Annotated in this window: 16 protein-coding genes; 6 read left to right on the top strand and 10 right to left on the bottom strand. The window is 68.7% G+C overall.

Annotated elements, in window-relative coordinates; all coding sequences use genetic code 11:
- Positions 1 to 77 precede the first annotated feature (77 nt).
- Positions 78 to 1,676 (top strand): Ig-like domain-containing protein, encoded by a 1,599-nt coding sequence (locus tag ASF80_RS07815; protein WP_157520999.1) that lies wholly within the window; start codon positions 78 to 80, stop codon positions 1,674 to 1,676.
- Between the two features lie 98 nt (positions 1,677 to 1,774).
- Here ASF80_RS07815 and ASF80_RS07810 read toward each other — a convergent pair whose 3' ends face one another.
- Entirely contained in the window at positions 1,775 to 2,314 is a 540-nt protein-coding gene (locus ASF80_RS07810; RefSeq protein WP_056309530.1) for a hypothetical protein, read from the bottom strand.
- Positions 2,315 to 2,468: 154 nt separating this feature from the next.
- Between ASF80_RS07810 and ASF80_RS07805 the strand changes: the two genes are divergently transcribed.
- The gene (locus tag ASF80_RS07805) at positions 2,469 to 3,692 is read left to right on the top strand and encodes a sensor histidine kinase (protein WP_056309528.1); all 1,224 of its coding nucleotides are present in this window, start codon (positions 2,469 to 2,471) and stop codon (positions 3,690 to 3,692) included.
- A complete protein-coding gene (locus ASF80_RS07800; protein ID WP_056309526.1) occupies positions 3,689 to 4,291 on the top strand; it encodes a response regulator transcription factor in 603 nt (200 codons plus the stop codon). Before ASF80_RS07805 ends, ASF80_RS07800 begins: the two co-directional genes overlap by 4 nt.
- A 214-nt stretch (positions 4,292 to 4,505) precedes the next feature.
- Here ASF80_RS07800 and ASF80_RS07795 read toward each other — a convergent pair whose 3' ends face one another.
- Both ASF80_RS07795 and ASF80_RS07790 read right to left on the bottom strand, forming a co-directional pair.
- A complete protein-coding gene (locus tag ASF80_RS07795; RefSeq protein ID WP_056311914.1) occupies positions 4,506 to 5,183 on the bottom strand; it encodes a cation transporter in 678 nt (225 codons plus the stop codon).
- Positions 5,183 to 5,515, bottom strand: a complete 333-nt coding sequence (locus ASF80_RS07790; protein ID WP_200934749.1) for an ArsR/SmtB family transcription factor — start codon at positions 5,513 to 5,515, stop codon at positions 5,183 to 5,185. The genes ASF80_RS07795 and ASF80_RS07790 overlap by 1 nt, the downstream gene beginning before the upstream one ends.
- Positions 5,516 to 5,638: 123 nt before the next feature.
- On the opposite strand from ASF80_RS07790, the gene ASF80_RS07785 reads away from it, so the two are divergent.
- A complete protein-coding gene (locus ASF80_RS07785) occupies positions 5,639 to 6,121 on the top strand; it encodes a GNAT family N-acetyltransferase (RefSeq protein ID WP_056309522.1) in 483 nt (160 codons plus the stop codon).
- A 6-nt stretch (positions 6,122 to 6,127) separates the two neighbouring features.
- Here ASF80_RS07785 and treZ read toward each other — a convergent pair whose 3' ends face one another.
- The 4 genes from treZ to ASF80_RS07765 are packed head-to-tail and all read right to left on the bottom strand — an operon-like array spanning position 6,128 to position 12,718.
- Positions 6,128 to 7,885 carry a malto-oligosyltrehalose trehalohydrolase gene (treZ, locus tag ASF80_RS07780; RefSeq protein ID WP_056309519.1) on the bottom strand — a complete coding sequence of 586 codons (1,758 nt, stop codon included), beginning with the start codon at positions 7,883 to 7,885 and terminating at the stop codon, positions 6,128 to 6,130.
- A complete protein-coding gene (treY, locus tag ASF80_RS07775) occupies positions 7,882 to 10,230 on the bottom strand; it encodes a malto-oligosyltrehalose synthase (RefSeq protein ID WP_056309517.1) in 2,349 nt (782 codons plus the stop codon). The genes treZ and treY overlap by 4 nt, the downstream gene beginning before the upstream one ends.
- Positions 10,227 to 12,437, bottom strand: a complete 2,211-nt coding sequence (gene glgX / locus ASF80_RS07770) for a glycogen debranching protein GlgX (RefSeq protein ID WP_056309515.1) — start codon at positions 12,435 to 12,437, stop codon at positions 10,227 to 10,229. Before glgX ends, treY begins: the two co-directional genes overlap by 4 nt.
- Complete coding sequence (locus ASF80_RS07765) at positions 12,434 to 12,718, bottom strand: hypothetical protein (RefSeq protein WP_056309513.1); 285 nt, start codon at positions 12,716 to 12,718, stop codon at positions 12,434 to 12,436. The genes glgX and ASF80_RS07765 overlap by 4 nt, the downstream gene beginning before the upstream one ends.
- Before the next feature lie 128 nt (positions 12,719 to 12,846).
- On the opposite strand from ASF80_RS07765, the gene ASF80_RS07760 reads away from it, so the two are divergent.
- Entirely contained in the window at positions 12,847 to 13,353 is a 507-nt protein-coding gene (locus ASF80_RS07760) for a methylated-DNA--[protein]-cysteine S-methyltransferase (RefSeq protein WP_056309509.1), read from the top strand.
- An 86-nt stretch (positions 13,354 to 13,439) separates the two neighbouring features.
- On the top strand, positions 13,440 to 14,843 hold the full coding sequence (gene thrC / locus ASF80_RS07755; RefSeq protein ID WP_056309507.1) for a threonine synthase: 1,404 nt from the start codon (positions 13,440 to 13,442) through the stop codon (positions 14,841 to 14,843).
- 118 nt (positions 14,844 to 14,961) lie between these two features.
- Here thrC and ASF80_RS07750 read toward each other — a convergent pair whose 3' ends face one another.
- The 3 genes from ASF80_RS07750 to ASF80_RS07740 all read right to left on the bottom strand — a co-directional run bounded on the left by ASF80_RS07750 (position 14,962) and on the right by ASF80_RS07740 (position 16,200).
- On the bottom strand, positions 14,962 to 15,390 hold the full coding sequence (locus tag ASF80_RS07750; protein WP_235559908.1) for a VOC family protein: 429 nt from the start codon (positions 15,388 to 15,390) through the stop codon (positions 14,962 to 14,964).
- 81 nt (positions 15,391 to 15,471) lie between these two features.
- On the bottom strand, positions 15,472 to 15,738 hold the full coding sequence (locus ASF80_RS07745) for a thioredoxin family protein (protein ID WP_056309505.1): 267 nt from the start codon (positions 15,736 to 15,738) through the stop codon (positions 15,472 to 15,474).
- Between the two features lie 63 nt (positions 15,739 to 15,801).
- On the bottom strand, positions 15,802 to 16,200 hold the full coding sequence (locus ASF80_RS07740; RefSeq protein ID WP_056309503.1) for a DUF1801 domain-containing protein: 399 nt from the start codon (positions 16,198 to 16,200) through the stop codon (positions 15,802 to 15,804).
- Between the last annotated feature and the right edge of the window lie 37 nt (positions 16,201 to 16,237).

Below are 16,237 nucleotides of genomic sequence, written 5' to 3'. Positions count from 1 at the left end.
CGTAATCAGATCGCCATTGTCTGATCTCTTAGATGAGTCGCGACTGGGAGCGACTCGAAATCGGACTGGGGATGACGATGACTGGGGAGAACACTGCCGTGCGCGCGTACGGAAGGACGATCGGCCGCGGGAAGCCGATCGATGGGGAGAAGAAGACGCCGCGAGGCCGAAAGTCCGTCGCGATCATCGTGGGGATGATCATGGGCGTGATCGGGATGCTGGGGGCGGCTCTGCCGGCTGCGGCAGCGCCGACTGTGACCTATCCGGGCGCGATCGGCAACCTGTCGCTCGAGGCGGAGAACGGCGGTGGTCCACTGGAGCAGTGGGAGACCGTGCACATCTCGGGAGAGTGGGGAGTCCCGTCCGGTGCGCAGGCCGGCGAGACGTTCGGCATGACGCTGCCGGCGGAGTTCAGCCGACTTTCCGCGGGGGAGTTCACCGTCTCCGATCCCGCCACCGGCGAGATCATGGCGAACTGCGTGGTCGGCGCCGGTCAAGGGCCTGACATGGTGTGCACCCTGACCGAGGCCGTCAACGGCAAGGAAGACGTCGGGGGGACCTTCTGGATGCAGGCACGTGCCTCGCAGTCCACGACGAACGAGACGGTCGAGTTCGACCTCGGCGACACGGTCGAGATCGTCGACCTTCCGGGTGACGGCGGCATCGTGCCCGTCGACCCGACAGAGCAGGAGGAGCCCTACAAGTACGGTGGCGAGACCGCGACCGACGGGCGGCTCAAGTGGGTCGTCGGAGTCCCGAGCGGGTTCGCGAGCGACGGCGCCTTCACGATCACCGACACGCTCGACCCCGGTCTCGCCGATCATCACTACACCGGTGAGGTGCGGCTGAGCCAGCGCGCCGTCGAGAACGGGGTGCAGGTCGGGAAGTGGAGCATCGTCGATCCGTCGAAGTATCAGATCGTCTTCGCCGCCGACGGCCAGTCCTTCGAGTTCGCCGCGACCGGGCTGCCGGCAGGCGGCTTCGCATATGAGCTGCTCTACTACACGCAGGCAGACGGTCCGGTCGTGAAGGGCGACGTCTTCGGCAACCATGCCGTCGTCGACACCGTCGCGACGTCGGCCACCCACACGATCACCGAGTCGGGTGGCGGCGACGGCACCGGGGTCACGTACACGAGCTTCTCGATCTCGAAGGCGCTGACCGGGCCGCAGGCTGCTGCGGCCCAAGCGGCGACGTACACCGTGCGGTACTCGGTGAAGGGGGCCGACGTCCCTGCCAAGACGATGGTCGTGCCCGTCGGACAGTCGATCGTCAGTGAGCGTGCTCCCCTCGGATCGACCTTCGTGATCGAGGAGATCGATCTTCCCGTCGTCGAGGGAGTGACCTGGGGCACGTGGACGATCTCCGGTGACGGAGTCGTCGATGCCGGGAACGGCACCTACGAGGTGACGCCCGGAGCAGCAGCCGGTGTGGCGCTCACCCTCACCAACGTCGCGAACCCGGTTCCGGTCGTGGAGCCGACCCCGACACCGTCGCCGTCTTCCACTCCGACCCCGACTCGCACGCCCGCGTCTGCCACGACTCCTGGCGAGCTGGCGCTGACGGGCGGCGGCGACGGGTCGGGCTTCCTCGCCCTCGCGACCGCACTGATCGTCGGCGGTGGGCTCGCGACCGCGGTCTCGGTGAAGCGGCGGTCGGGCGTCGCACGACGCTGACAGCCGCACGCACACAGCAGCGGGTGATCACCGGTCGGTGGCCACCCGCTGCTGTGTTCCAGGCGCTGCGTGCGTCTGCTCCGCTGTGATTCGCCCGATCAGCGGATCGCGTACACGGCGCTGCCCACGATCACGGCGACGATCGTGGTCCAGCCGACGATGGCGACGGCCTGCCAGATCAGGATGCGGACCTTGCCCACGCCGGCGGCGGCGAGCATCGTGGCGGTGAACTGGGTCGGGAGCAGCAGTGGACCCAGGAGGCTCACGCCGGGAACGCCGTAGCGTTCGAACGCCCGCTGGAACTTCTCCTTGCGTGCCCCGCCGCGCTCGGACTCCGCGGCGGTCGACTCGACCGCGCCGCCGCTCGTTCCGGCCAGCACGGCCTCACGGCTGCGATTGCGGTTCACGATCGCCGTGCGGGCACCCGAGCTCGCGATCACGAGCACGGCGACGCAGAGGAAGTTGCCCACCATCGCCGCGATGGCAGCGACGACGGGGTGGATGCCGCCGATGATGCCGATCGAGACGGCACCCTCACCCTCGATGAAGGGGATGGCACCCGCGAGGGCGACGATGAGCGGCTGGACGAGTTCGGGAACCTGGGCGACGAAGCCCTGGAAGGTCTCGATGAGGTTCATGGGATTGCTCCTATGGTCTGAGCGCCGGTGTCTCCGCCGCGATGTATCCAGTCCACCGCTCCTCCGCTCCCGGCGGCAGTGTCGGGGCGTCACTCGTTTCCGGGTGGTTCGTCCACGGCATCCGTGACATGTGTCACGCCCGTATCGTGGGGGCATGCAGAGCACATCCCCGCTGGTCGAGCCACCCGGCGACCCGTCGCTCGGAGCCCGGCAGCTGGCTCGCGGCATCACCGCGACCTGGTGGTACACGTTCTCGGCCGTCGTGTTCCTCGAACTGTTCCTGGTGCTGGTGTGGACGCTCGAGGCGTTCGCCTCGCCGGGTGACGCGACCGCGCCGGTGGTCGTCGGCGCCGGGGGTATCGTCTGGTGGCTGTCGACCGCGATCCTGCTGTGGGCGTATCGGCACCGGGTCGACGCCGACCCGGGGATCCCGTGGACGCGCATCGCTCTTCCGCTGCTGATCGCCGCCGCCTATGGCGCGCTGGCGGGCTTCGTGACCGACAGCTGGTTACTCGCGCTCATGCCGATCGCGCAGTCGGTCGTGCTGCTCAACTGGCCGAAGGGCGTGCGGGTGCGGATCGTGGTCCTCACGACCGTGCTGCTCTTCTGCCTGGCGTTCATCGACGGGGCCCGCGGTGCCATGGAGCCCGGTGCGCCGGGGTGGCTGCCGGCACTGTACGCGATCCTGATCCCGGCGATGTCGGTGAGCTCTCTGTGGTGGTGGGACGTCCTGGTCACGCTCGATCGGGCGCGCGCCTCAGAATCGCGGCTCGCCGCGACCCAGGAGCGACTTCGCGTCGCCACCGACGTGCACGATCTGCAGGGACACCACCTGCAGGTGATCGCGCTGCAGCTCGAGCTGGCCGAGCGACTCATGGGGCTCGATCCTGATGCGGCACTCGAACAGCTGCAGGCCGCGAGGGTGAGCGTCGATGAGGCGCGGCAGGGCACGCGCGATCTCGCGACCCGGTTCCGCTCGGTGCCGCTGGGCGACGAGGTGGCGAACGCGCGGGACCTCCTCAGTGCCGCGGGCCTCGCAGTGGAGGCGGAGATCGCGGCTGATGCCGACGACGCACCGGCATCCGCTCTCGGGCCCGTGATCCGCGAGACGACCACCAACGTCCTGCGGCACGGTGCCGGACGCCACGCGCGGCTCACGCTGAAGAGAGTGCCGGAGGGATGGCGCTATGAAGTCGCGAACGACGTGGATGCCGAAGCCGCGGGGGAGCCGGTCGGCTCGGGGCTCGACGGCGTCAGGCGGCGCATCGCCGAGGCGGGCGGCACCCTGGAGATCCATGACGAGGGCGGCGACTTCGCGGTCGTGGTCACGGTTCCCGCGGACGAGGGTGCGTCCGCCGACCGAGGAGGATCGCGATGATCCGGGTGCTTCTGGCCGACGACGAGGGGATGATCCGTTCCGCGCTTGCCGCCCTGCTGCGGCTGGAGGGCGACATCGAGGTCGTCGCCGAGTGCGAAGACGGAGAGCAGGCGCTCGCCGAGGCTCTGAGGTTGACGCCGGACGTGTGCCTGCTCGATCTCGAGATGCCGGGACTCGACGGCGTCGAAGTGGCCGAGAGGCTGAACAGGGCGATCGCCACCCGGTGCGTCGTGGTGACGAGGCACGCCCGTCCCGGTGTGCTGCGTCGGGCGCTCGCCTCCGGCGTCTCCGGCTTCCTGCCGAAGTCGCGTGGCGCCGATCAGGTCGCCGACGTGATCCGCAGGGTCGCAGCCGGTGCGCGGTACGTCGATCCGGAGATCGCGGCCGACGCCCTGAGCGACGAACGATCCCCGCTCACCGACCGCGAACTCGACGTGCTGCGCGCAGGCCGCCGTGGTCAGACGACCGGTCAGATCGCGAAGGCGCTGTCGCTCGCCCCCGGGACGGTGCGCAATCACATCTCGGCCGTGCTCGCGAAGCTGTCGGTCGGAACCCGGCAGCAGGCCGTGCTGCTCGCCGAGGAGCGCGGCTGGATCTGAGCGGCTCGGCTCATCGCATCGCAGCGCCTCAGGGAGGGGAGTGCGGGTGGGGCCGTGGGAGATGCCCCACCCGCGAGCCGCTCAGAAAGGGGAGAGTGCGGCCCAAGACGTGGAGCGAGCACATGTCCCCCAGGCTCACTTCAGGTCTCACAAGCAAGACCCGGGGATGCGGGAATCGTGACGCGGCCGTCGAAAGTCACCGCAGATCGTGAGGTCAGTGGTGATCCTCGTGCTCGTGCTCGTGGTCATGTCCGTCCTCGAGGATCATGCCCACCGAGGTGGCGCACGCGTCGCCCTTCCACGCCTCCACGCCTTCGCGCACGGCGAAGATCGCGATGACGAGTCCCGCGACGGCATCCGCCCACCACCAACCCCACAGGCTGTTGAGCGCGAGACCGATCAGCACGGCGGCCGACAGGTAGGTGCAGATCAGCGTCTGCTTCGAATCGGCGACCGCGGTGGCCGAGCCGACCTCGCGCCCTGCGCGTCGCTCCGCGAGGGAGACGAGAGGCATGACGACGACGCTCACGGCGGTGAGGACGAGGCCGACCGTGCTGTGTGCGGGGCGGTCACCGCCGATCAGGGAGAGCGCCGAGGAGGCGACGACGTAGATCGCGAGGGCGAAGAAGGCGACGGCGATCACCCGCAGCGTCGGCTTCTCCCACCGCTCGGGGTCGCGGCGGGTGAATTGCCAGGCGACCGCGGCGGCGGACAGCACCTCGATGCTCGAGTCGAGGCCGAAGCCGATGAGCGCGGCGGAGGACGCGACGGATCCGGCCGTGATCGCGACGATCGCCTCGATGACGTTGTAAACGATCGTGAACGCCACGATGAGCCGGATGCGACGGTGCAGCGTCGCCCGACGGGCAGAGCTCGGGGCAATCGTGGTCATCAGCAGGTGCACCCTTCGCCGTCGCAGCAGTCGGGCTCGACGACCAGCATGACCTGCAGCAGTGCGTCGAGTGCCGGGACGAGGTGCGGATCCGCGAGCTGATATCGGCTGCGCCGGCCGTCCTGGATGCTCTCGACGAGACCGCACCCGCGCAGACACGCCAGGTGGTTCGACAGCAGCTGCCGACTCACGCCGAGCTGCTCGGCGAGATCCGAGGGATATGCGGGCTCTTCGCGCAGCGCGAGCAGGATCGACGCGCGCGTCGAGTCCGACAGCGCGTGTCCCAGCCGGGCGACGGCGGCGGTGTGGGTGGGGGAGGCCGTGAGAGTCACACCACAACAGTACAGAAAATCCTGAATTCAGCGAAACCTGAACTCGAAGTCGGCAACATCGCCGAAACTCCGGATCGATAGCGTGGCTCTGCGAACGGACGAGGGAGCGAAGGAGAACGACTGATGACGAGTGTGACGATCGAGCGCGTGGCCTGGACCCACCCGGATGCCGAGCGGCTGCGCGCAGCCCAGCGAGTTGAGCTCGACGCTCGGTACGGCAGCGACGATCACGAGCCCGGCGTCATCCCCTCGGCCGAGGATGTGCCGGTGTTCCTGCTCGCGCGAGACCCGCACGGAGAGGCGATCGTGTGCGGTGGCCTGCGCCCGCTCGATGACCATGTGCTGGGCGAAGGCGTCGCGGAGATCAAGCGGATGTACGCCGCTCCGCAGGCGCGCGGAACGGGAGCCGCCACCGCGCTGCTCAGCGCTCTCGAGCGGGCGGCCGATGAACTCGGCCTCCGACGCCTGGTGCTCGAGACCGGCACGGCGCAGCCGGACGCAGTGCGCTTCTACGAGCGTGAGGGGTACGCGCCGATCCCGCGCTACGGTCACTACGTGCAGAGCGACCTCTCGCTCTGCTTCGCGAAGGCGCTCGCCGCGGGGTGACGTCGATCAGTCGGGCGGGCCGACGATCACCGCCGACTCCGGCAGGACGAAGATCGTGCGGGCCATGATCCGGCCGGGTGCTGTCTCCAGCAGCACTCGGGCATCCGGTTCCAGGTCGAACTCGACCTCGTCCGCCGTCAGGTTGACGAGCACCGAGAGGCGTCCGCGGTCGATGCGGTACGCGCGGGCATCCGGGGCCGCATCCCGATGCGACACCGCGACGGTCGTGTGCGCCATGTCGGGATCAGTGAGTTCGTCGCGCTCCTGCCGCAGCGAGATCAGGCGGCGGTAGAGGTCGAGCAGCTGAGCATGCGGCCCGTCGCCGAGCTCGTTCCAGTCGAGATGCGAGCGCTCGAACGTCGCCGGATCCTGCGGATCGGGCACGAGTGCCGGGTCCCAGCCCATGCGCGCGAACTCGGCGATGCGCCCCTCGGCGGTGGCTCGGGCGAGCTCCGGCTCCTTGTGCGAGGTGAAGAACTGCCAGGGCGTCGATGCGCCCCACTCTTCGCCCATGAACAGCATGGGCGTTCCCGGGGCGGTCAGCGTGAGCACCGCGGCGACGGCGAGGCGCCCGGGCGACAGCGAGGCCGCGAGCCGGTCGCCGGCGGCCCGGTTGCCGATCTGGTCGTGATCCTGTGCGAAGGTGACGAGGCGCCAGGCGGGCACGTTCGCTGGCAGGGGAGCACCGTGCGTGCGGCCGCGGAAAGAGGAGTACGTGCCGTCGTGGAAGAAGCCGCCCTCCGACACTTTGGCGACGGCATCCGGTGCGGCGAAGTCCGCGTAGTAGCCGTCGGTCTCACCGGTGAGGGCCACATGGACCGCGTGATGCCAGTCATCCGACCACTGCGCCGTGAGCCCGTATCCGCCGGCTTCGCGGGGCAGGATGAGCGTCGGGTCGTTCAGGTCGGATTCCGCGATCAGGCTGAGCGGTCGCTCGACCTGAGCGGAGAGTGCATCGACGCGTTCGGCGAGCTCGTGCAGGATGTGCGGAGTGCGGTCGTCGTGGAGGGCGTGCACCGCGTCGAGACGCAGCCCGTCGACGTGGAAGTCGCGCAGCCACATCAGAGCGTTCTCGATGATGTACTCGCGCACCGCGGGCTCGTCGAGGTTCACCGATTCGCCCCAGGAGGTGTGTTCGCCGTCGCGCAGGTACGGCCCGAACTCGGGCAGGTAGTTGCCGCTCGGGCCCAGGTGGTTGTAGACCACGTCCTGGATCACTGCGAGGCCGCGGGCATGCGCCGCATCCACGAGGCGCTGATATCCGGCGGGGCCGCCGTAGGCCTCGTGCACGGCGTACCAGAGCACTCCGTCGTAGCCCCAGTTCCACGTGCCGCTGAACGCGTTGACCGGGAGCAGCTCGATGTGCGTGATCCCGAGCCCGACGAGGTGGTCGAGGCGGCCGATCAGCGCGTCGAGGGTCCCCTCCGGCGTGAAGGTGCCCACGTGCAGCTCGTAGATCACTCCGCCTTCGAGCGCTCGACCCGCCCAGCTCGTGTCGGTCCATTCGAAACGTGCGGCGTCGAACAGCGCGGACGGTCCATGCACACCGCGAGGCTGTCGCCGAGACCGGGGGTCGGGCCGAAGGTCATCGCTCCCGTCGAGCAGGAAGCCGTAGCGCTCGCCCTCGGACATCGGGACGTCGCTGCTCCACCATCCCGGTTCCGCCGAGGTCGGCGTCATGTCGTGCTCGGAGATCAGCACGCACGCGGGGGTCAGGCGCCGCAGCCGCACGGTCTTCGCGCGCGGTGCCCAGACCGAGATCATCGTTCCTCCACCAGGAGCGCGACCGGATAGGTGTCGAGCAGCTCCGCCAGCGGAACAGGACCGCCGTCGACGCGTCGGCCCGTCAGCACATCGACAGCGGCGAGGTCGGGCCGCATCAGCACGGTGTCTCCCCATCCGCCCCGACGCGCCAGACCGACCGGCAGGCGAGTGGCCACGGCGAGCACTCCGCCGCGATCGAAGGCGATCGCGTGGTCGGCCGCCTCTCCGGCGATCGCACCGGGGCGATAGCCGTGGAAGAGGTCGGCGTGGTCGCGGCGCAGGCGCAGAGTCCGCGAGGTGACGAGCATCTTCGCGAGTCCGGAGTCGTCGATCGGAGGGAGGATGCCGCGGGCGGCGTCCTCGTCGAGGAGGCGGAGCAGTGCGGACCGCTCGGCGAAGTCGACCGGTCGACGGTTGTCGGGGTCGACGAGCGAGTGGTCCCACAGCTCGGTGCCCTGGTAGACGTCGGGAACGCCGGGCGCCGCAAGCTGGAGCAGCTTCGCGGACAGCGAGTTGACGCGGCCGGGGGCGACGATCTCGTTCACGAACCGCTCGACGATGTCTCGCGCGGAGCCGTTGGCGGCCTCGGCGATCGCCGTGACGCCCTTCTCGAACTCGGCGTCCGGGTGCTGCCATCCGGTGCCCTCGGCGGCCTCGCGAGCGGCCTTCAGCCCATAGGCGGTCAGTCGCTCGGTCGAGACGGGCCACGCTCCCACGACCGCCTGCCACAGGAGCGCGTCGAGGGGGCCGTGTCCGGTCGAGGCGACGGCGCGGAGCTCCGTCAGCGTCTCGGACCAGCGCTCAGGCACCTCGGCGAGCACCGACAGCCGGGCACGCACGTCTTCGGAGCGCTTCGTGTCGTGCGTCGACAGCGTGGTCATCGAGTGCGGCCATGAGGCGAGTCGCGACCGCTGGGCATCGTGGAAAGACTCGACCGAGAGAGACCCGATCGAGGGGTCGCCGCCGACCTCGGTCAGCGTGCCCAGCCGGGTGAAGCGGTAGAACGCGGTGTCCTCCACGCCCTTCGCCATCACCGCTCCGGTGACCTGCGGAAACCGCTCCGCGACCTCGAGCGTCGTGTCGAAGAGCAGCGGCGCGAGCTCGGCGATCGACTCGGCGAGATCGGGCCGTCGGCGGGCGGCGTCATCGATCGCGTGCTGCAGATGCTCGCGTCCCGCCGGCAGATACGCCCGGTAGACGGGGAAGCTCGCGACGATCTCGGTCAGAGCATCCTCCGCTCCGACGATGCCGAACGGCAGCGCGCGCACCAGTCGGCGGATCTCGGACTGCAGGATCTCGTCGGCGACCTTCCGCTTCGTGGTGAGGATCAGATCGTGCCACGGCTGCGCGACCGGCAGACCGGTCTCGGCGCGCAACCGGGCGTCGAGGGCGTCGAGTTCGTCGACGCCCGACTGGTCGATCAGGACCCGATCGATCTCGACCAGCGCGTCGTAGCCGGTCGTGCCGTCGGTGCGCCACCAGGAGGGCAGCTCCTCGCCGGGCTCCAGGATCTTCTCGACCAGGGTGTAGGCGGCGCCGGTCGCGTCGGCGAGACGTTCCAGATAGTCGCCGGGGTGCGCCAGCCCGTCCGGGTGGTCCACCCGCAGTCCGTCGGCGAGTCCGTCGGTGATCCACCGCGCGATCTCCCGGTGCGACTCGTCGAACACGTCCGGAAGCTCGACCCGGATCCCCGCCAGCTCCGACACGGCGAAGAAGCGGCGATAGTCGAGGTCGGTGTTCTGATCCTCCCAGAACCGCAGCTCGTAGTGCTGGGCGTCGAGCAGAGCAGGGAGATCCTCCGCCAGGGCTCCTGTTCCAGGAGCCAGCGGCAGAACATGATCGAAGTAACTCAGGGTCCCGTCGGGAGCATCGTCCGCGGGGGTCGTGTCGATCACGATCTCCCCTGCGGCGAGGACCTCGGCGGGGGAGGACCCCAGGATCGGGAGTCGCACCCGACCCTCTGACACCGTCTTGTCGACGTCGAAGGCCACCGCGTGCCGCGATGCGCGACCGAGCCGCAGCATGTCCCACCACCAGGGGTTGGCGCGGGGGATCGCGACCCCGACATGGTTCGGGACGATGTCGACGAGGATGCCGAGGTCCGCCGCGCGTGCGGAGGCGGCGAACCGGACCAGGCCCTCGGGGCCACCGCGGGCGTCGTCGATCCGGGAGTGGTCGACGACGTCGTATCCGTGGTCGGAGCCTGGCACGGCCGCGAGCAGTGGCGACAGGTACGCCCAGGAGACGCCGAGGTCGGCCAGGTAGTCCGTGACCGCCGCGGCGTCGTCGAGCGTGAAGCCCGCCCTGATCTGCAGCCGATACGTCGAGAGAGGGCGTCGGGTCATCGAGGCAGCTCCGGGCTCGGTGCGGGCGAGGGCGTCTCGGCGCGCTCGGTCTGGATGCGCAGGGAGGCCTCGACCGAGTCGTCCGTCGGCACCTCGGTCTGGTCGACCTCACGCAGCACCAGCAGGGAGTGGGCCTCGAGGGTCACGGGAGATCCCGCATCGAGAGGCGTGCCACCGGCTCGGTCTGAGGCGGTGTCGATCGCCACCTCCCAGGCGAGTCCGTGGCGGTCGTCGGGAAGCACGGCGTCGATCGCCTCCGCCCCGCTGTGGAAATAGATCAGGAAGTTCTGATCCGCGACCGGTCGGCCGCGGCGATCCTTCTCGCGGATGCCCTGACCGTTGAGGAACATGCCGATCGCGAGGCCGAAGCCCGAGTCCCAGTCCTCCGGTTGCATCCGTCGGCCGTCGGGGCGGAGCCAGACCACGTCGGGCACACGCTCGCCGTCTTCGGAGCGCACCGGGCGTCCGTCGAAGAAGCGGCTGCGCCGGAAGGTCGGATGCGCGCGGCGGAGCCTGGCGACCGCAGCGGTGAACTCGACGAGGGGGCGATCCGCAGCATCCCAGTCGACCCAGGTCAGCTCGTTGTCCTGGGCGTAGCCGTTGTTGTTGCCGTCCTGCGTGCGACCGAGTTCATCGCCGTGCGCGATCATCGGCACGCCCTGCGACAGCAGCAGCGTCGCCAGGAAGTTGCGCTGCTGCCGGGCGCGGATGCGGTTCACCGCCTCGTCGTCGGTCGGCCCCTCCACTCCGTTGTTCTCCGAGCGGTTGTGGGATTCGCCGTCGTTGTTGTCCTCGCCGTTCGCGTCGTTGTGCTTCTCGTCGTACGAGACGAGGTCGCGCAGCGTGAAGCCGTCGTGCGCCGTGACGAAGTTGATGGATGCCACCGGGCGTCTGCCCGAGTGCTCGTAGAGGTCGGCGGAGCCCGTCAGACGCGAGGCGAACTCGCCAAGGGCCTGCGGCTCTCCTCTCCAGAAGTCGCGCACGGTGTCGCGGTACTTGCCGTTCCACTCGGTCCACTGCGGCGGGAAGTTGCCCACCTGGTACCCGCCGGGGCCGACATCCCACGGCTCGGCGATGAGCTTCACCTGAGAGACGATCGGATCCTGCTGCACCAGCTCGAAGAACGCAGCGAGGCGATCGACGTCGTAGAACTCGCGTGCGAGAGTCGAGGCGAGGTCGAAGCGGAAGCCGTCGACGTGCATCTCGGTGACCCAGTAGCGAAGCGAGTCCATGATCAGCTGCAGCGCGTGCGGGTTGCCCGCGTTGAGGCTGTTCCCGGTGCCGGTGTAGTCGGTGTAGTACCGACGGTCCTCTTCGAGGCGGTAGTACGCCTCGTTGTCGATGCCTCTCATCGAGAGCATCGGGCCCATGTGGTTGCCCTCGGCGGTGTGGTTGTAGACGACGTCGAGGATGACCTCGATGCCCGCGGCGTGCAGAGCGCGCACCATCGCCTTGAACTCCTGCACCTGCTGACCGTGCTGTCCGCTGGACGAGTAGTCGTTGTGCGGCGCGAAGAACGCGAGGGTGTTGTAGCCCCAGTAGTTCGTCAGGCCCTTCTCCAGCAGGGTGGAGTCGTACACGAACTGGTGCACCGGCATCAGTTCGATCGCGGTGACCCCCAGATGCACGAGGTGCTCGATGACCGACGGGTGTGCGATCGCCGCGTAGGTGCCGCGCAGCTCTTCGGGAACGTCCGGGTGCAGTTCGGTGAGGCCCTTCACATGGGCTTCGTAGATGACGGTCTGCGCGTACGGCGTCTTGGGGAGGCGGTCGCCGGCCCACTCGAAGAACGGGTTGATGACGACGCCCTTGACCATCGTGGAGGCCGAGTCCTCGTCATTGCGCGAGTCGGGATCGCCGAAGTCGTATCCGAAGAGCGGCTGACCCCAGTCGATGCGCCCGGCCACCGACTTGGCGTACGGGTCGAGGAGGAGCTTGTTCGGGTTGAACCGCTGACCCTGCGCGGGCTCGTACGCGCCGTGCACGCGGTAGCCGTAGAGCTGGCCCGGCTGCACCGAAGGCAGATAGCCGTGCCACACGAACGCATCGACCTCTTCGAGGAGCACGCGCTCTTCGGTGCCGTCGTCATCGAAGAGGCACAGCTCGACCTTCTCGGCTCCTTCGCTGAACAGCGCGAAGTTCGTGCCCTGTCCGTCGAAGGTCGCCCCGAGGGGGTACGGCGAACCGGGCCAGACGTCGTGGCTCACAGAGCGCGCCGAGTCGCGACGGCGCGGTGCAGGACGGTGTTCACGGCGTCATGGAAGTCATGCACCTGCGCGACCTCGTCGGCCTGGTGATACGGGTGTCCGACGTAGCAGACGAACACCGGATGCACGTGTTCCACGTAGCCGACGGGCCCCTCGTGGAGCACGACGTAGCGGTCGAGGTCGACGCGTTCGTACAGGGGCTCGACAGGCGTGGGCGCTTTCACGGGAGCCTGGCCTTCTACGGGCTGGTGGTCATGCGCGGTATGGGTCTTCGCAGTCATGAGGGCTCCTGATTCTGTTGATGGGCTCCACGCTAAGAGGTGAGAACCGGAAGCGGAATACCATTGCCTCCACACCTCAAAGGCGCTAGGTCCACGCCGCTGTGCGGGGTGCGCGGTAGCCTCTCGCCATGCCCTCGTTCGGAACCGTGCTCTCTCCCATCGGCGAGATCGGCGTCGTCAGCGACGGGACGGCGATCCGGAGGGTCACCTGGCGTTCGGATCCGCCGGCCCGGACGGATGCCGAGACGGACGCGGAGCCGGATCCGCTTCTCGCAGAAGCGCTCGACCAGCTGACGGCGTACTTCGACGGCGCGCTGCGGGAGTTCGACCTGCCCGTCGATCTCGGCAGACAGACCGACACCACCAGGGCGGTGCTGCTCGCGCTCTACGAGACGGTCGGGCATGGCGAGACGCTGACCTACGGCGGTCTCGCTCGGCGCAGCGGCACCGAGGTGCCCGCGAGAGGGATCGGCGCCATCATGGGTGCCAATCCGGTGCCGATCATCGTGCCCTGTCATCGCGTCGTCGCGGGCGACGGGCTGGGAGGATACTCCGGCGGCGCCCCGGGACAGGGGCTGGCGACCAAGCGCTGGCTGCTCGAGCACGAGGGCGCGCTCCCCACCTCACTGTTCTGATCACGGCCCTTCGTCGTTCGCGCAATCACCTCCCGGCCACCTGCGACAATGGAAGTCCCGTGCCGATTCCGATCCGAGGAGTACCCGTGCAGTACATCTCCACCCGAGGCGGCATGCAGCCGCTGCCGTACTGCGAGACCCTGCTCGAAGGACTCGCCCCCGACGGCGGGCTGGCCGTTCCCGAGACCATGCCCACGGTCGACGGCGAGACGCTCGAGCGCTGGCGTGCACTGACCTACCCGCAGCTGGCGACGGAGGTGCTGGCGCTCTTCGCCACCGACATCCCCCGTGTCGATCTCGCGCGCATGACGGCCGCAGCATACGAGCCGTTCCCCGAAGAGGTCGTGCCGCTGCGCTCGATCGGCGACGACCTCACTCTCGTGGGGCTGTCCGAGGGGCCGACGCTGGCGTTCAAAGACATGGCCATGCAGTTCCTCGGCCAGGTCGTCGAGTATGCGCTCGAGCGCAAGGGGTCGGTGCTGAACATCCTCGGCGCGACGTCCGGTGACACCGGATCCGCTGCCGAGCACGCGTTGCGCGGCAAGGATCGCATCTCGGTCTTCATGCTCTCCCCGAAGGGGCGCATGAGCGCGTTCCAGCGGGCGCAGATGTTCTCGCTCGATGACGAGAACATCCACAACATCGTGGTCGACGGCGTCTTCGACGACTGCCAGAACCTCGTCAAGCTGCTCGCGGGCGACCTGGACTTCAAGCGCGCCCAGCACCTCGGCGCGGTCAACTCGATCAACCTCGCCCGCATCACCGCCCAGGTCGTGTACTACTTCTGGGCGTGGCTGCGTGCGACGGATGCCGGCGGCTGGACCGAGGTGTCGTTCACGGTGCCGTCCGGCAACTTCGGCAACATCCTCTCGGGTTTCTTCGCGAAGCAGATGGGTCTTCCGATCCGTCGCCTGGTGCTCGCAGCGAATGAGAACAACGTCCTCGACGAGTTCTTCCGAACCGGCGTCTACCGTCCGCGCAGCGCGGCCCAGACCCTCGCCACGTCGAGCCCGTCGATGGACATCTCGAAGGCGTCGAACCTCGAGCGCTTCATCTTCGAGCTCGTCGGCCGCGATGCCGCTCGCGTCGTGAGCGCGTGGCAGGAGCTCGACACGCAGGGGTACTTCGACTTCACCGCAGACCTCGAGCGTTTCGTCGAGGAGTTCGGCATCGTCAGCGGAACCTCCACCCACGACGACCGACTCGCGACCATCAAGGCGGTGTACGACGCGTCGGGCGACATCATCGATCCGCACACGGCTGATGGCGTCAAGGTCGCCCGCGAGTACCTCGAGCCCGGCGTTCCGATGCTCGTGCTCGAGACCGCGAAGCCGCAGAAGTTCGCCGAGACGATCCGTGAGGCGATCGGCGTCGAGCTCGAGTATTCGTCCGAGCTGCGCACGATGCTCGACGCCCCGCAGCGCACGACCGAGATGGCCGACGACGAGCACGAGCTCCGGGCCTTCATCGAGGCCAAGGCGCTGCGCTGATCCGACAGCCGAGCAGCGACCGCCTGAGACCCCTTCTGCCGATCACGGCAGGAGGGGTCTCGCAGTCACCGGGTCGTATTCCGGTCGGCAGTGGGCCGAGCGACTGTGAGGTGCAGGGTCATTCCGGGTCGCCGTGCAGCATCCACGGCACGCCGAAGCGGTCGACGAGCATCCCGAACGTGCCACCCCACGGAGGGGTGTCGAGCGGCATCGTGATGGCGGCGCCGTCGGCCAGCGCGTCCCAGACGGCCTGAGTGCGCTCCTGGGTGTTGCCGCTGAGCGACACCGAGAAGCCCTGCGGCGGCTCGAACGGGATTCCGTCGGGTGTGTCCGACGCCATGAGCACGAGCCCGTCGGCGGTCGTGAGCTGCGCGTGCATCACGAGGTCCTTCTGGTCGGGGTTCTGGACCATGTCGGGGAACTCGCCGAAGACGTTGATGTCGAGCTCACCGCCGAGCACGCTCTGATAGAACTCCATCGCCTGTCGCGCCTCGGTGCGGAACGAGAGATACGGGTTGAGATTCGCCATGGTGTTGCCCCCAGTCATGTGATGCGGAGTCGACGACGACCCCGCTGCTCGCTCATTCTTCGCCGGGGGTCGGACATCCGCAAGAGCATGCGCGGCGGCTCAGGACGGGAGTGCCTTCACCGCCGCCGTGAGCACCTGTGGCACGGTCGGCACGCCTTCGGCGCGGAACACCTCGACGCCCGACGAGTCGCGGATGATGACGGTCGGCGTGAAGCGGATGTCGAGCGCTTCGGCGGCGTCGGGCTCGCGCGCGACGTCGATCTCGGTGATCGTGGCATCGGGCAGGAATCGTGCGGCATCGGTCAGAACCGAGCGGGTGCGCGAGCAGGCTCCGCAGAACGCGGATGTGACGAGCGTCAGTTCCATCGGGATCCCTTTCCGTCCTCCCGGTGCAACCGGCGGCGGGCGCTGGGTGTTCCCCGTGCCGGGTCAGAAATCGGTGCGCTTCACCAATCCGCGGTTCGTGCGGATGTGCTCGTAGTCCCACTGGATCAGGCGTGATTCGGCGAGCCAGCCGGCGAGGGCTGTGGTGTCGACCTCGGCGGCGTCGAGATATCTCGCTTCGGCCGCCTGGAACGTCCCGGATGCGGTGAGGCCGGCGCCCGCGAACGACTGGCCGCTCCAGAACATCAGGCGCACGGCATCCTTCAACCGGTGATAGCCGACGATCGGATTGCCGTCGAGGAACCAGACCGGATGCGCGTGCCACACCTTGCCCGCAGCTTCGGGGAGTCCCTGTTCGATCTCGGTGACGAGAAGGTCGCAGATCTCGCGGTCCTCCGGAGTGAGGTTGCGGTGGTACTCGTCGATCTCGGGTGCGCGGCTCATGGTGCGAGTATGGCCTGCGGGTCGACCGGCGTCGAGA

The sequence above is a fragment of the Microbacterium sp. Leaf159 genome (assembly GCF_001423615.1).
Taxonomy (GTDB): domain Bacteria; phylum Actinomycetota; class Actinomycetes; order Actinomycetales; family Microbacteriaceae; genus Microbacterium.
This window is presented reverse-complemented; position numbering and strand designations above follow the sequence as displayed.

Coding starts and splice junctions, on each gene's coding strand:
- ASF80_RS07810 (WP_056309530.1), bottom strand. CDS start 2,314: ATGAACCTCATCGAGACCTTCCAGGGCTTCGTCGCCCAGGTTCCCGAA.
- ASF80_RS07760 (WP_056309509.1), top strand. CDS start 12,847: ATGCCCTCGTTCGGAACCGTGCTCTCTCCCATCGGCGAGATCGGCGTC.
- ASF80_RS07785 (WP_056309522.1), top strand. CDS start 5,639: ATGACGAGTGTGACGATCGAGCGCGTGGCCTGGACCCACCCGGATGCC.
- ASF80_RS07800 (WP_056309526.1), top strand. CDS start 3,689: ATGATCCGGGTGCTTCTGGCCGACGACGAGGGGATGATCCGTTCCGCG.
- ASF80_RS07750 (WP_235559908.1), bottom strand. CDS start 15,390: ATGACTGGGGGCAACACCATGGCGAATCTCAACCCGTATCTCTCGTTC.
- ASF80_RS07745 (WP_056309505.1), bottom strand. CDS start 15,738: ATGGAACTGACGCTCGTCACATCCGCGTTCTGCGGAGCCTGCTCGCGC.
- ASF80_RS07740 (WP_056309503.1), bottom strand. CDS start 16,200: ATGAGCCGCGCACCCGAGATCGACGAGTACCACCGCAACCTCACTCCG.
- ASF80_RS07805 (WP_056309528.1), top strand. CDS start 2,469: ATGCAGAGCACATCCCCGCTGGTCGAGCCACCCGGCGACCCGTCGCTC.
- ASF80_RS07815 (WP_157520999.1), top strand. CDS start 78: ATGACTGGGGAGAACACTGCCGTGCGCGCGTACGGAAGGACGATCGGC.
- treY (WP_056309517.1), bottom strand. CDS start 10,230: ATGACCCGACGCCCTCTCTCGACGTATCGGCTGCAGATCAGGGCGGGC.
- treZ (WP_056309519.1), bottom strand. CDS start 7,885: ATGATCTCGGTCTGGGCACCGCGCGCGAAGACCGTGCGGCTGCGGCGC.
- ASF80_RS07795 (WP_056311914.1), bottom strand. CDS start 5,183: ATGACCACGATTGCCCCGAGCTCTGCCCGTCGGGCGACGCTGCACCGT.
- ASF80_RS07765 (WP_056309513.1), bottom strand. CDS start 12,718: ATGACTGCGAAGACCCATACCGCGCATGACCACCAGCCCGTAGAAGGC.